Origin of the sequence: Rhodococcoides corynebacterioides (assembly GCF_019834675.1) — a bacterium.
GTDB lineage: Bacteria > Actinomycetota > Actinomycetes > Mycobacteriales > Mycobacteriaceae > Rhodococcoides > Rhodococcoides corynebacterioides_A.
In genome coordinates this window covers 21,134-33,937 of the sequence record NZ_JABUBU010000017.1, presented here as the reverse complement: position 1 = coordinate 33,937, position 12,804 = coordinate 21,134, and the positions used below count along the sequence as shown (strand labels likewise).

Here is a 12,804-nt window from a genome sequence, read left to right as displayed (position 1 = left end):
CGATCATGACCGTCTCTGCGCCCCACCGCGACCGGGTCGACGCCACCGCGCTGCGCACCGCGTTCGCCGCCCGGCTGTCCGCGCTGTACAGCCGGGAGGTGCCCGCGTACACGACGCTGGTCGACGTGGCCCGCGAGGTCAACGCCGACGTCCTGGCCACGCGCGGCGAGGACGCGGAACGGCTCGGGTCGATCGAGCGGGTGACGGCCGAGCGGCACGGCGCGATCCGGGTGGGCACGCCGGCGGAACTCGCCGCCGTGGCCACGGTGTTCGGGGCCATGGGCATGCATCCGGTGGGGTTCTACGACCTGCGCGAGACGGCCGCGGCGGTGCCGGTGGTCTCCACCGCCTTCCGACCCGTCGCCCGAGACGAGCTGGCGCGCAATCCGTTCCGGGTGTTCACTTCGCTGCTGGTGGTCGACGATCGGCGGTTCTTCACACCCGACCTCACCACCCGTCTCCGTGAGTTCCTCTCCCGCCGAACGCTGTTCGCTCCCCACCTCGTGGACCTCGCGCGGCGGGCGGAACGGGACGGCGGGCTGGACGCCGACGACGCCGAGGTCTTCCTCGTCGCCGCCACCGCCGCCTTCGCGCTGTCCCCGGATGCGGTGGATCGCGCCTGGTACGGCGAGCTGTCGCAGGTGTCGTCCGTCGCCGCGGACATCGGCGGGGTCGGCAGTACGCACATCAACCACCTGACGCCCCGCGTCCTGGACATCGACGACCTCTATGCGCGCATGCAGGCGCGGGGGATCGAGATGATCGACGAGATCCAGGGCCCACCGCGGTGGGGTGGGCCGGACCTGCTGCTCCGCCAGACGTCGTTCCGCGCCCTGGCGGAACCGCGGCGGTTCCGCGAGGCGGACGGGAGCGTCACCGACGACACTCTGCGCGTGCGCTTCGGCGAGGTGGAGGCACGGGGTGTGGCCGCCACCCCGCGTGGCCGCGCGCTCTACGACCGCCTGCTCACCGAACCCGGTGACGCCGCGGCGACGTGGCGCGCCGCCGCCCCCGCCACCGAACGCGGCATGCTCGACGCCGACCTCGCCTACTTCACTCTCGCGCCCGGATCGGAGCGGCCCGACGGGCCCGTCCCGACCACCGTCGCGGAACTCCTCGACGGCGGCTGGGCCGTCGCCGCGCCGATCGTCTACGAGGACTTCCTCCCCGCGTCGGCCGCCGGCATCTTCGCCTCCAACCTCACCGGGTCGAGCCGCCGTGACGACGAGTCCGACGGCGCCGCAGTCGATCTCGCGTGGCTCGAGGGTGCCGCCGGTCGGACGATCCACGACCCCTACGCGCTGTACGACGCCGAGCGCGCCGCCTCGTTCGACGCCGTCACCGCGCACTGGGGGCTGCCGACCACCCCGGTACTGCCGGGAGATCGGTAGCGGGGGGTCAGCTGAGCGCCGCCACCACCCGCTCGGCCAACGGCGCCGTCGAGGCCGGGTTCTGGCCGGTGTAGACGGTGCGGTCCACCACCACGTGCGGCGACCACGCCTCGCCGGAGGAGAACGACGCGCCGCCCTCCCGCAGCCGGGTCTCGAGCAGCCACGGCGCCTTGTCGGCGAGCCCGGCCTGCTCCTCCTCGGTGTTGGTGAAGCCGGTCAGCTCGTAGCCGGCGAAGGGCCACGAGCCGTCGTGCCGCGTCGCGGCCAGCAGCGCAGCGGGTGCGTGGCAGACGGCCGAGACCACCTTGCCGCTGTCGAGGAACTCGGTGACCAACGAGCCGAAGACGGGGGAGACCGCCAGGTCCTCCATGGGGCCGTGGCCGCCGGGGACGAACACCACGTCGAACGACGACGCCGTCTGGTCCTCGAGCTTCGCCGGCGCGGCGAGCACGTCGTCGATGTCGGCGAGGTACTGCTTCAGTTCCGCGACCTTGCTCTCGTCGCCACCGTTGGCGTCGACGGCGAGCGAGCCCTGGTCGACGGTCGGGCTAACCCCGCCCGGGGTGGCCACGACGACGTCCCAGCCGGCGTCGACGAACGTGCGGTGGGAGGCGACCAGTTCCTCCGCCCAATAGCCGGTGGGGTGCGTCGATCCGTCCTTCAACGTCCAGTGGTCTGCGCCGGTCACCACGAACAGCAACGTCGTCATGGAATGGGTCCTCGATCCGTGAAGAAGAAATGGGGGAACCCTGCCCGCATACCCACAATCCGCTGCCGGGGAACGCGCGGGCGCCGTCGGACGTTGAACGGGGACCGAGAACGGCAGATCCCGATTCCCCCGGAAGGTGCACCATGAGCGGCAACGGACAGTTCGGCTTCGATCCCGAGGACTTCGAGCGCGTCGCGCGCGAGGCGAGCGACGGGCTGCGTGACCTGCTGGGCCAGGCCATGCGGAACGCGGGCACCGGCGGCAACCCGCTGGGCAACCTCGCCAGCATGTTCACGGCCACCGGGGCCCCCGCACCCGCGCCGACGACCACCGGCGAGAAGGGCGACGGCGTGTGGGTGATCTACACGATCGACGACGACGGTTCCGCCGGCATCGATCAGGTCTTCGCCACCGAGCTCGACGCGCTGCGGGCGCACCGGGACAACGTCGACCCGTGTCGCAAGGTGCGCTTCCTTCCCTACGGCGTGTCCGTGGGCGTGCTCGCCGCGGGCATCGACCCCGGCACGGACTGAGCCCGGCGCGCCGGTCGGCCCATCAGCCACACCGAGAGCTGCACCAGCGGGCCGATCGCCAGCGCGTAGAGCACGGTGCCCACGCCGACGGTGCCGCCGAGGACCCAGCCCACCGCGAGGACCGACACCTCGATGCCGGTGCGGATGACCCGCACGGACCAGCCGGTGCGCCCCACGATGCCCGTCATGAGGCCGTCGCGCGGGCCCGGGCCCATGCCCGCCGAGATGTACATCGCGGTGGCGACGGCGTTGATCGCGACGCCTCCCACCAGCAGGGCCGAGCGCACCGGGAGCGCGGCGTCGTCGGGCAGCCAGGCCGACGTCAGATCGACCGACACCGCGATGACCGCGATGTTCGCGACGGTGCCGACGCCCGGTCGTTGGCGCAGCGGGATCCACAGCAGGAGGACGACGGCGCCCACGCAGGCGGTGATCGTGCCGAAGCTGGCGCCGGTGCGGTGCGCGAGACCCTGGTGCAGGACGTCCCACGGGTTCAGGCCGAGGCCGCCGGCGATCATCATCGCCATCGAGAACCCGTACAGGAACAACCCGACGAACAGCAGGGTCAGTCGCGTCGGGAGCGACCCCGTCGAGATGTGCATACCGCTCAGTGTCGTCCTCGTCGGCCGTGCTGTCTGCAGGCCACCCGCCGAGAGTGGACCGGTGATGCCCGGTCGTGAATACTGTGCGAGACCACAAAGGCTGAGCTGGGAACAACTCGCCCGTCAGCAGTGACGGCCGAGGACCGGGGGTTCCTTCTCGATCGAAGGACTCCCGATGCCTGCGCCGAAGGTGCCGCTACCGCCGATACCGCGATCGATCCTCGATCCGGCGTCCGTGGCCGCCGTCGTCTTCCTGGCCGCCCTGCTCGGCATCCACACCCGACCGCCCGGACTGCTGGCGTCGATCTGGTTCGCCAACGCCGTCGCCCTCGCGCTCGTCGTCCGCTGGCCGCACTACCTGCGGGCGACGTCCGTCGTCGCCCTCTTCGTCGGATGCGTCGCCGCCGATCTGGTCAGCGGAACCGACCCCTACGCGGCGGCGGTGCTCAACGCGGCGAACGCCGTCGGCGTCGTCGCCGGAGCCCTGACCGTGCGTTGGCGTCGGTCCGAGCCGCTCCTGCTCACCGGGTCGCCCGCGTTCGCGCGGCTGTCGATCGGCATCGTCGTGGCGTCGATCACCTCCGCCACGATCGCGACGGTGCTGTCGGGGTTGTTGGTGGATGTCACACCCACGGTGTCGCCGACGGCGTGGTTCTCGTCCGAGTTCGTCAGCTACCTGCTGGTGACGACGATCCTGCTGTCGGTCCGGTCGGGCGGACCGTGGCGGCCGCCGTCGCCGCGGGTGTTCTCGTCGGTCGCGTGGACGGTGGCGGTGCCCATCGTGGTCGCCGTGACCCTGATGATCGCCGGCATGGTGGCGGACGGCCCGCTCCTGGTGGCGCTGCCGCTGCCCGCCCTGCTCTGGTGCGCCACCCGAATCCCGTTTTCCGGTACCGCCCTGCTCACCGCGTGCTGGGCGGGGTGGAACCTGTTGATCGCCGGGCGCGTGGGTGTGCTGGGGGCCGGGGAGGCAACGCAGAGTCCCGTCGCCACCCTGTCCGTGGCGCTGGTCGCGCTCGGTCCGTTGCTCGTCGCGGCGGTGACGCTGGACCGGATGGCGGTTCAGAACAAGCTGCACGAGGCCCTCGAGTACGACAGCCTCACCGGCACCCTGTCGCGCGCGGCGTTCCTCCGACGCAGTCAGCGGCGCCTCAACACGCTGGTCGACGGCGCGCAGCCGGTGGCCCTGCTGATGCTCGACCTCGACGACTTCAAGACGATCAACGACACCATGGGGCACGCGGCGGGCGACGTGGCTCTGGTCCGCTCCGCCGGCTGCATCCTCTCCGCCCTGCCCGACGGCGCCGTCGCCGGGCGCATCGGCGGGGAGGAATTCGCGGTCCTGCTCCCGATGGCCGACCACGAGGACGCCACCGCCGTCGCCGACACCATTCGCCGCGACCACGAACGACTGCACCTGCTCAGCACCCGCACCGCCACGGTGAGCATCGGACTCGCCTGGGCGCCCGCGGCGCCGGCGTCGGTGTCCCCGCTGCTCGACACCGCCGACCGCGCGCTCTACGACGCCAAGCGCGGCGGCCGCAACACCGTCGTCGCGGTGACCCTGACCTGACCCGAACCGCACTACGCTGCAGGTCATGGCCGAGTGGGACGACGTCCGCCGGATCGCGCTGTCGCTGCCGGAGACCGACGAGCACGCCTCGTACGGTGGCGCGCCCGCGTGGCGGGTGAAGGGCAAGTCGTTCGTCTGGGACCGCCCGCTCGGTGCCGCGGATCTCGACGAACTCGGCGACGACGCCCCGACGGGTCCCGTGCTCGGCGCCCGCGTCGCCGACGAGGGCGAGAAGCGGGCTCTGATCGACGACGACCCCACGGTGTTCTTCACCGTCTCGCACTTCGACGGCTACGCGGCGGTTCTGGTGCGCCTCGAGGCCGTGTCCCCGACCCTCCTGCGGGAGGTGGTCGTGGAGGCCTGGCTGGTGCGCGCACCCGTCCGGCTACGCCGCGAGCACGAGGACGCCCTGGTGCGGAGACTCGCTACCGGTCGAAGGCGAGAATCGCCTCCTCCAGAGTGATCACGTCCGCGTACTTGGCGCGCAGGTCGAGCAGATTCGCCTCGTGCATCCCGCCCGCGCGGTCACCGCACGCGTCGGCCACCACGCGCGGCCGGAACCCGTGCTGCAGCGCGTCGGTCGCACTCGCGCGCACGCAGCCGCTGGTGGTCAGACCGCAGAGGTAGAGCGTGTCGACGCCGTCCGCGGTCAGGGTGGCCGCGAGCGAGGTGCCGAAGAACGCACTGGCGTACTGCTTGGTCACCACCACCTCGCCGGGGAGCGGAGCGGGCTCGGGCGGGAACTCGGCCAGTGCCGAGCCCTCCTCGAACACGCTGAGGGACGGTATCTTTCGCGTGAACAGACCGCCGTCGACCCCGCCCTTGCCGTAGCTCACCCGCGTGAAGACGACGGGCACGTCGCGGCCCCGCGCCGCCTCCACCAGGCGCGCCGCCGCGGCCACCGCGTCGTCCACCGGCGCCCGCATCGGCGACGAGTCCACCAGGTAGGCCTGGACGACGTCGATCACCAGCACCGCCGCGCGTCGGCCCGGCCCCAGCTCACCACCGAAGCCCGACGCGCGGTAGGACTCCATCGGCTCGCTCACGCGCGCACCGCCTTGCGGACGTTCACCGGCGGACGCGGGGCGGGCAGGCCCGTCTCCTCCTCGCAGCGGGCGAGGATGTCGGCGATGTCCGGTCCCTTGTCGAACACCGTGGTCTCGCCGCGTGCCTCGACCAGCTCGGCACGACGCGCCGTGGTCGCGTCGACGTCGACGGTGCCGGCCGCGTCGCACACGACGCCGTAACCCGACGCCGCCCCGTCCGGCGTGATCAGGCCGCGACGGACCTCGAGGGCGACGAGCTCCGCGTCCCGTTCGGTGGGGTCGCCCCACCCGCCGCCGCCCCACGTCACGAAGTGCAGGACGTCGCCCCGCGCCACCGGGACGTCGTGCACCTTGCTCGCCAGGATCTCGGTGGTGCCGTCGGCACGCTCGATCCACTTGCGCCCGCGCGCACCGGGTTTACCGCCGTTGACCCCCCAGGGGTAGGTGAGCCAGCGGTCGTCGTGGATCGCGATGGTGCCCGGCTCCTCGAACCGGTACGCCACGTCCACCCCGTTGCCGCCGCGGTGCAGACCCGCACCGCCGGTGTCGGCGATGGTCTCCCACCGCTCGATCCGCAAGGGGTAGTAGGACTCCAGGTACTCGCACGGGATGTTGACGAACGACGGCCACAGCGAATGCCCGTCCGGACCGTCGCCCATCGGCCGACCGGGGATGCCGCCGAATCCGATGGAGTACAGCTGGAACCACTCGCCGTCGCGCGCCCCGCCGTCGTAGTGCCCGGAGTACATGAAGTGCGGGGACGAGGAGAAGCCGGCCGCGTTGAGGATGCTGGGGTTGTTCTTGCCGAGCAGCCCGCCGAACAGGTCGAAGACGCGCCCGATGCCGTGGTTGCGGCCGTTGAGCGCCGCCGGGTACCGGGGTTTCCAGAACGAGTCCTCCGGGATGGTGACGTCGATCAGCGGGTAGAAGCCGTCGTTCCACAGGATCTGGGGATCGGCGACGGTGATCACGTAGATGCCGAAGAACATCCGGACGAGATTCTCGTTGATGAAGTAGTTGATCGGCCCGACGGCCTGCGGTGCGTTCTTCGAGAAGTCGAGGTGGATCTTCTCGCCGTGGCGAGTCAGCTCGATGGTGAGTTCGTAGGGGCCGTAACCACATCCGTCGTCGCAGATGAAGTCGGAGAACTCGATGGTCTCCCCGTCGACGAAGAGCGTGGCCAGCAACACCTTCATCGCCTGGTAGTTCCGCTCGAGCAGCGCGTCGAGGGCGGAGAGGTAGACGTCGACGCCGAACCGGTCGCACAGCTCGACGATGCGCCGGGCCGCGGTGCTGCACGCCGCGACGAGTCCGTTGAGGTCCGCGCGGTTCCAATCGGGCTTGCGTACCTGGTTGAGGATGATGTCGAGTGCGGTGTCGTTCATCTCGCCGGCGCTGTAGAGCTTGAACGGCGGAATGATCACGCCCTCTTCGTAAATGGTGTGCGCGTCGGTCGGCATGGACGACGGCGTCTTGCCGCCCACGTCGGACATGTGACCGAACATCGACGACCAGCCCACCACCCGGCCGCTGTGGAAGATCGGCATGACGATCAACCAGTCGTTGGCGTGACTGATCGCTGCCCCGCACGCGTACGGGTCGGAGGTGAGCAGGATGTCGCCCTCGCCGACGGTGCCGTCGAAGTTGTCCAGGAAGTCCGGGACGGACAGCCCGAACTGACCGACGACCATCTTGCCGCTGGGGTCGGCGATGAGCGGGAACTCGTCGTGCTGCTCCCGGATGCCGGGGGAGAGAGCGGTCCGGAAGAGGACTTCGTCCATCTCCGCGCGGGCGTTGCGCAGCGCGTTTTCGATGATGTCGAGGGTGATGGGGTCGACGGGAACGGTGGTGAACGGGGTCTGCGAGGTCTCGACGATGGTAGCCATGGTGGATGCTCCTGATCGGGTTGCGACTCAGCGCGATTCGGGTCCGGCGTGATCCACCGGGGCGAGGAGAAGGCTGCCGCTGGGATGCACGGTGGCGGCGTGTCCGGACAGGACCAAGGTGGTCGAGTCCATCTCGGTGATCACGGCGGGCCCCGTGACGACGTGCCCGGCGAGCAGGCGTGTGCGGTCGTGCACGGGGGCGGTCACGAACTCCCCGTCCATCCAGACCTCGGTGGTGGACACCGGTTCCGGGTCCCCGGTGGCCTCGGCCAGCGGGGCCACCGTGACGTCCGGCCGCGGCCCGCTGACCGTGACGCGGAGGTTGATCACCTCGCGCTCGTTCTTCAACAGGAACGAGAAGAGCCGCTGGTGCTCGGTGTCGAAGGACTCACCGAGGGTGCTCAGCAGTCCCGGACGGTCCAGCGCGGCCGCGTCGACGTCGACCGGGATCTCGAAGCCCTGGCCCTGGTAGCGCAGGTCGACCTGGTACTTCGCGGTCTGCTGCTCCGGTGGCACCCCCTCCGCCGAGAGCCGCTGCGCCGCCGTCTCGGCGAGATCGCGCAACGCGCTCGACAGGTCGTCGTCGGTGAGGTCGGCGAACGCGCGAATCATGGTGCGGGCGCTCTCGTCTCGCACGCACGTCGTCGCGTCGCCGTAGGCGCAGAGCACGCCCGGGGACGGCGGCACGATCACCGGCCACGAGCCGGTGAGGCGGCCGAGGGCATTGGCGTGCAGCGGACCGGCGCCGCCGAACGACACCAGGGCGAAGTCCCGGGGGTCGTAGCCCTGCTGCACGCTCACCAGACGCAGGGCGCCGAACATGTTCTCGTTGACGATGTCGACGATGCCCGACGCCGCGGCCTCGGGGCTCTCCAGACCCATCGCGTCGGCGATGGTGGCGACGGCGCGGCGACTGGCCTCGACGTCGAGTGCCACCTCACCGCCCGCGAGCGCACTCGGCAGGTAGCCCAGCACGACGTTGGCGTCGGTCACCGTGGGCGCGGTCCCGCCGTTCCCGTAGGCGGCGGGGCCGGGATCGGCGCCGGCCGACTGCGGACCGACCCGCAGTGCCTTCGTCAGTTCCGGGACGTGGGCGATGGAGCCGCCGCCCGCGCCGACGGTCCGCACGTCGACGCTGGTCGCCCGGACCGCCAGGTCCCCGACCTTGGTCTCCCGTCCGATCCGCGGCTCGCCGCCGAGCACCAGCGCGACGTCCGTCGACGTCCCGCCCATGTCGAACGTGAGGAAATCGGTGTAGCCGGCCTGCTCGGCGAACCACACAGCACCCGTCACGCCGCCCGCCGGACCCGAGAGCAACAGGGACACCGGGTCTTCCGCGGCCTTGGCGGACTGCACCAGACCGCCGTCGCTGCGCAGGATGGACAGGGGAGCGGTGATACCGCGGTCCCGGAGCGAGGTGTCCAGGTTGCGCACGTAGCGCGAGACCTCGGGCTGGACGTAGCTGTTGGCGACGGTGGTGAGCGTGCGCTCGTACTCCCGCATCTCGGGCAGGACGTGGCTGGACAGCGACACCGGGATGCCCGGCAGTTCCTCCGCCGCCCAGGCGGCCACCTGCTTCTCGTGGGCGTCGTTGGCGTAGGCGTTGATGAGCGAGACGGTCAGGGCCTCGATGCCGGCGCCCGCGAGGGTGCGCAGCTGCGCCCGCGCCTGCTGCTCGTCGAGGGCGGTCACCTCGCTGCCGTCGGCGGCGATGCGGCCGACCACCTCCACCGTGTTCTCCAGTGCGGCCAGGGGTTCCGGCTTGGGCCAGATGATCCACCCGGCCAGTCCGCCCGGCACGAACGATCGCGCGATCTGGAGCACCTGGCGAAAGCCGTCGGTGGTGACCAGGCCCACCCGCGCGCCGCGGCCCTCGAGGATCGCGTTGGTGGCGACGGTGGTGCCGTGCAGCACCTGGCCGACGTCCGACGGGTCGATGCCCGCCGCGTCGCACACCTTCGCGATGCCGTTGAGGACGCCGACGGACTGATCCGCCGGCGTCGACGCCGTCTTGGCGCGGTAGGTGGTGCCGGTGGATTCTTCGAGCAGGAGCACGTCGGTGAAGGTGCCGCCGACGTCGACGCCGAGTCGATAGCGCATGGGGGGTTCTCCCGGTTTCCGGTCTCGGGGGTGGTCAGATGGTGCCGCGGGCGGCGAGAGCGTCGCGGTCGGCGTCGGACAAGCCGAGCAGACGGCCGTAGACATCGGAGTTGTGTTCGCCCAGTTCGGGTCCCGCGTGACGGACCGATCCGGGAGTGTCGCTGAGCTTCGGCACCACCCCGGCCATGGGGATGTCGCCGAGTTCGGGGTGGGCGAGTCGGACGATGGCCTCACGCGCGGCGAAGTGCGGATCGGCGAACATGTCTCGCGCCGTGTAGATCCGGCCGGCGGGCACCCCGGCCTCGTGGAGGATCTCGAGCACGTCGTCGGTCTTCTGCGCGGCGGTCCACTCGCCGATGACGTCGTCGAGTTCCTCCATGTTGACCCCGCGCGAGGCGTGGTCGCGGTACTTCGGGTTCTCGATCAGATCGGTGCGACCCATCGCGGTCGCGAGCCGGGAGAACACCGAATCCTGGTTCGCCGCCACGAGAATCATCTCGCCGCCCTCGGTGGGATAGACGTTGCTGGGGGCGATGTTCGGCAGGACCGACCCCGTGCGCTCGCGCTGGTAGCCGCCGATCTCCCATTCCGGCAACAGCGACTCCATCATCGCGAGAACGGCCTCGTAGATCGCGGAGTCGACGAGCTGGCCACGCCCGCTGCTCTCGCGGTGGTGCAGGGCGGACAGGACGCCGATGGTCGCGAAGACGGCGGCGAGCGAATCACCCAGCGAGATGCCCGCCCGCGACGGCGGCTGATCGGGATTGCCGGTGACGTACCGGATTCCGCCCATGGCCTCGCCGATGGAGCCGAAGCCGGCCCGCGGGGCGTAGGGGCCGTTCTGGCCGTATCCGGTCACCCGCGCCATGATGAGCCGCGGGTTGATCTCGCGCAGTTGCTCGAAGCCCAGCCCCCACCGCTCGAGCGTGCCGGGGCGGAAGTTCTCCACCACGATGTCCGCGTCGGCGATGATCCGCCGCGCCAGGTCCTGTCCTTCCTCGCTGCGGAGGTTGCAGGTGACCGACTTCTTGCCGCGCGCCACCACCGGCCACCAGAGCGAGCGGCCGTGGGGCTTCTCGCGGCCCCACTGGCGCATCGGGTCGCCGACGCCGGGGGCCTCCAGCTTGATCACCTCCGCGCCGAAATCGGCGAGCAGCTGGCCGCAGAAGGGCCCGGCGAGGAGCTGGCCCATCTCCACCACGCGAAGGTCGGACAGGGGGCCGGGGGAGGGTTCGGTCATCGTCGGGGCTCCTGGGTGGTGTCGGGGTTCTCGGGGGGTGCGAGGGACTGCAGCAGAACGTGTTTGGCCGCGCGAACGTGCGCACGCATCACGGAGTCGGCCCACGTCTCGTCCCCCGCGCGCAGCGCCGCCACCAGGTCGCGGTGGTGAGCGTGGCTGCGCGCGAGGTCGCCGGGCGCGTAGCGGTGGAACGTCCGCATCACCAGCGGGAGTTGGATCACCGCGCCGAGCATCGAGATCAGGCGGCTGCTGGCCGCGGCGGTGCGCACGATGGCGTGGAACTCGTCGTTGAGCTGCGCCATGAGGTCGAGCCGCTGCTCGGCGCCCTGCGCGGCCGCGGCTTCCATGAGGTCGCAGAGTTCGGCGAGCCGGTCGAGGTCCTTGCCGTCGATGCGGCGCGCCGCGCGGGACGCCGCCATGGCCTCGAGGTTCATGCGGAGGTCGTAGATCTCGTCGAGGTCGTCGGCGGTCCAGGACCGCACCCGCGCCCCGCGGTGGGGGAGCACCTCCACCAGACCTTCCATCTCGAGTCGACGGAGGGCTTCTCGTACCGGCGTGCGGGACGTGGCCGTGAGCTCGGCGATCTCCACCTCGCCGAGCCGGGACCCCGGCTCGTACGAGCCCGCGACGATGCCGTCCCGGAGGTGCGCGTACACCCGATCCACTGCCCTGGTCATCGATCGATCCGCCTTCAAGGTCGAGGATTGTTCACAATGTAGGGCCACAAATCGGCCCTGTCCCGGTTTACGGCGATATTCGCTCCGCTATTGCATGCAACCGATGCAAGGTGGACCATCGACGCATGACTGCGGTGGAACTGGTGGAAGTCGGCCCGCGCGACGGGCTCCAGAACGAGAAGACCGTCCTGTCGGTGGAGCAGAAGATCGAGCTGATCGTGCGCGCTCTGGACGCCGGCGTCCGCCGCGTCGAGGCCGTGAGCTTCGTCAATCCCGCCCGCGTGCCGCAGATGGCCGGCGCAGAAGACGTGATGGCCGGGCTCCCCCGCGACCGCGGGGCGTCGTACATCGGGTTGGTGCTCAACCGGCGCGGGCTCGACCGCGCTCTCGCCGCCGCCGTCGACGAGGTCAACGTGGTGGTGGTGTCCACCGAGGAGTTCAGCCGTCGCAACCAGGGCTGCTCCGTCGACGAGGGCATCGCGGCCGCCGTCGACATCGTGCGGGACGCCCGGGCCGCAGGGCTGTTCGCGACGGTCACCGTGGCGGCGTCGTTCGGCTGCCCGTTCTCCGGCGAGGTGGATCCCGCGCACATCGGCCGGATCCTCGCCCGGGTCGCCGAGGCCGAGCCGTCGGAGATCGCGATCGCCGACACCATCGGCGTCGGCGTTCCCGCACAGGTACGCACGCTGGCCGAGGTCGCGACCGCGAACGCCCCCGGCGTTCCGCAGCGCTGGCACTTCCACAACACCCGCAACACCGGCTACGCCAACGCCCTCACCGCGCTGGAGACGGGAGCCGCGGCGCTGGACGCCTCGATCGGCGGGTTCGGCGGCTGCCCCTTCGCCCCCGCAGCGACGGGCAACATCGCCTCCGAGGACCTGATCTACGCGCTCGACCGGTCCGGGGTGCGCACCGGCGTCGACATGGGCCGGTTGGTCGACGCGGCGGGCTGGTTGGGCTCGGCCCTCGGCGAGGACGTGCCTGCCCTGCTCGGCCGGGCGGGCGGCTTCCCGCGCGCCCTCGAGTAGTCCTGGCTCTGCGTGGCTA

At 71.1% G+C, this 12,804-nt stretch carries 12 protein-coding genes; 5 read left to right on the top strand and 7 right to left on the bottom strand.

Going from position 1 to position 12,804, the window contains the following annotated elements; translation table 11 throughout:
- Positions 1 to 5 precede the first annotated feature (5 nt).
- Complete coding sequence (hglS, locus tag HQ603_RS14870) at positions 6 to 1,391, top strand: 2-oxoadipate dioxygenase/decarboxylase (protein WP_222685401.1); 1,386 nt, start codon at positions 6 to 8, stop codon at positions 1,389 to 1,391.
- 7 nt (positions 1,392 to 1,398) lie between these two features.
- Here the strand turns inward: hglS and HQ603_RS14865 are convergent, their stop codons facing one another.
- Complete coding sequence (locus HQ603_RS14865) at positions 1,399 to 2,100, bottom strand: type 1 glutamine amidotransferase domain-containing protein (RefSeq protein WP_222685400.1); 702 nt, start codon at positions 2,098 to 2,100, stop codon at positions 1,399 to 1,401.
- Between the two features lie 143 nt (positions 2,101 to 2,243).
- Here HQ603_RS14865 and HQ603_RS14860 point away from each other — a divergent pair, with 143 nt between their 5' ends.
- A complete protein-coding gene (locus tag HQ603_RS14860; RefSeq protein ID WP_222685397.1) occupies positions 2,244 to 2,633 on the top strand; it encodes a hypothetical protein in 390 nt (129 codons plus the stop codon).
- Here the strand turns inward: HQ603_RS14860 and yczE are convergent.
- Positions 2,579 to 3,244, bottom strand: a complete 666-nt coding sequence (gene yczE / locus HQ603_RS14855; protein ID WP_371831061.1) for a membrane protein YczE — start codon at positions 3,242 to 3,244, stop codon at positions 2,579 to 2,581. The two genes, HQ603_RS14860 and yczE, sit on opposite strands and share 55 nt — an antisense overlap.
- 166 nt (positions 3,245 to 3,410) lie before the next feature.
- Here yczE and HQ603_RS14850 point away from each other — a divergent pair, with 166 nt between their 5' ends.
- Both HQ603_RS14850 and HQ603_RS14845 read left to right on the top strand, forming a co-directional pair.
- Positions 3,411 to 4,808 (top strand): GGDEF domain-containing protein, encoded by a 1,398-nt coding sequence (locus HQ603_RS14850; RefSeq protein WP_222685393.1) that lies wholly within the window; start codon positions 3,411 to 3,413, stop codon positions 4,806 to 4,808.
- A gap of 25 nt (positions 4,809 to 4,833) precedes the next feature.
- A complete protein-coding gene (locus HQ603_RS14845) occupies positions 4,834 to 5,271 on the top strand; it encodes an MmcQ/YjbR family DNA-binding protein (protein ID WP_222685391.1) in 438 nt (145 codons plus the stop codon).
- On the opposite strand, the gene HQ603_RS14840 is transcribed toward HQ603_RS14845, so the two are convergent.
- From HQ603_RS14840 to HQ603_RS14820, 5 genes are read right to left on the bottom strand one after another with little or no spacing between them, the layout of a single operon-like run.
- Complete coding sequence (locus HQ603_RS14840) at positions 5,234 to 5,854, bottom strand: isochorismatase family protein (RefSeq protein WP_308126548.1); 621 nt, start codon at positions 5,852 to 5,854, stop codon at positions 5,234 to 5,236. The genes HQ603_RS14845 and HQ603_RS14840 overlap by 38 nt on opposite strands.
- A complete protein-coding gene (locus HQ603_RS14835) occupies positions 5,851 to 7,740 on the bottom strand; it encodes a hydantoinase B/oxoprolinase family protein (protein ID WP_222685389.1) in 1,890 nt (629 codons plus the stop codon). The genes HQ603_RS14840 and HQ603_RS14835 overlap by 4 nt, the downstream gene beginning before the upstream one ends.
- 27 nt (positions 7,741 to 7,767) lie before the next feature.
- Positions 7,768 to 9,840, bottom strand: coding sequence for a hydantoinase/oxoprolinase family protein (locus HQ603_RS14830; protein WP_222685387.1), 2,073 nt, complete (start codon positions 9,838 to 9,840; stop codon positions 7,768 to 7,770).
- Positions 9,841 to 9,874: 34 nt separating this feature from the next.
- Positions 9,875 to 11,080, bottom strand: coding sequence for a CaiB/BaiF CoA transferase family protein (locus HQ603_RS14825; protein WP_222685386.1), 1,206 nt, complete (start codon positions 11,078 to 11,080; stop codon positions 9,875 to 9,877).
- Positions 11,077 to 11,757, bottom strand: coding sequence for a GntR family transcriptional regulator (locus HQ603_RS14820; RefSeq protein WP_222685385.1), 681 nt, complete (start codon positions 11,755 to 11,757; stop codon positions 11,077 to 11,079). Before HQ603_RS14820 ends, HQ603_RS14825 begins: the two co-directional genes overlap by 4 nt.
- Positions 11,758 to 11,882: 125 nt before the next feature.
- Here HQ603_RS14820 and HQ603_RS14815 point away from each other — a divergent pair, with 125 nt between their 5' ends.
- Complete coding sequence (locus HQ603_RS14815) at positions 11,883 to 12,785, top strand: hydroxymethylglutaryl-CoA lyase (RefSeq protein ID WP_222685383.1); 903 nt, start codon at positions 11,883 to 11,885, stop codon at positions 12,783 to 12,785.
- Positions 12,786 to 12,804 lie beyond the last annotated feature (19 nt).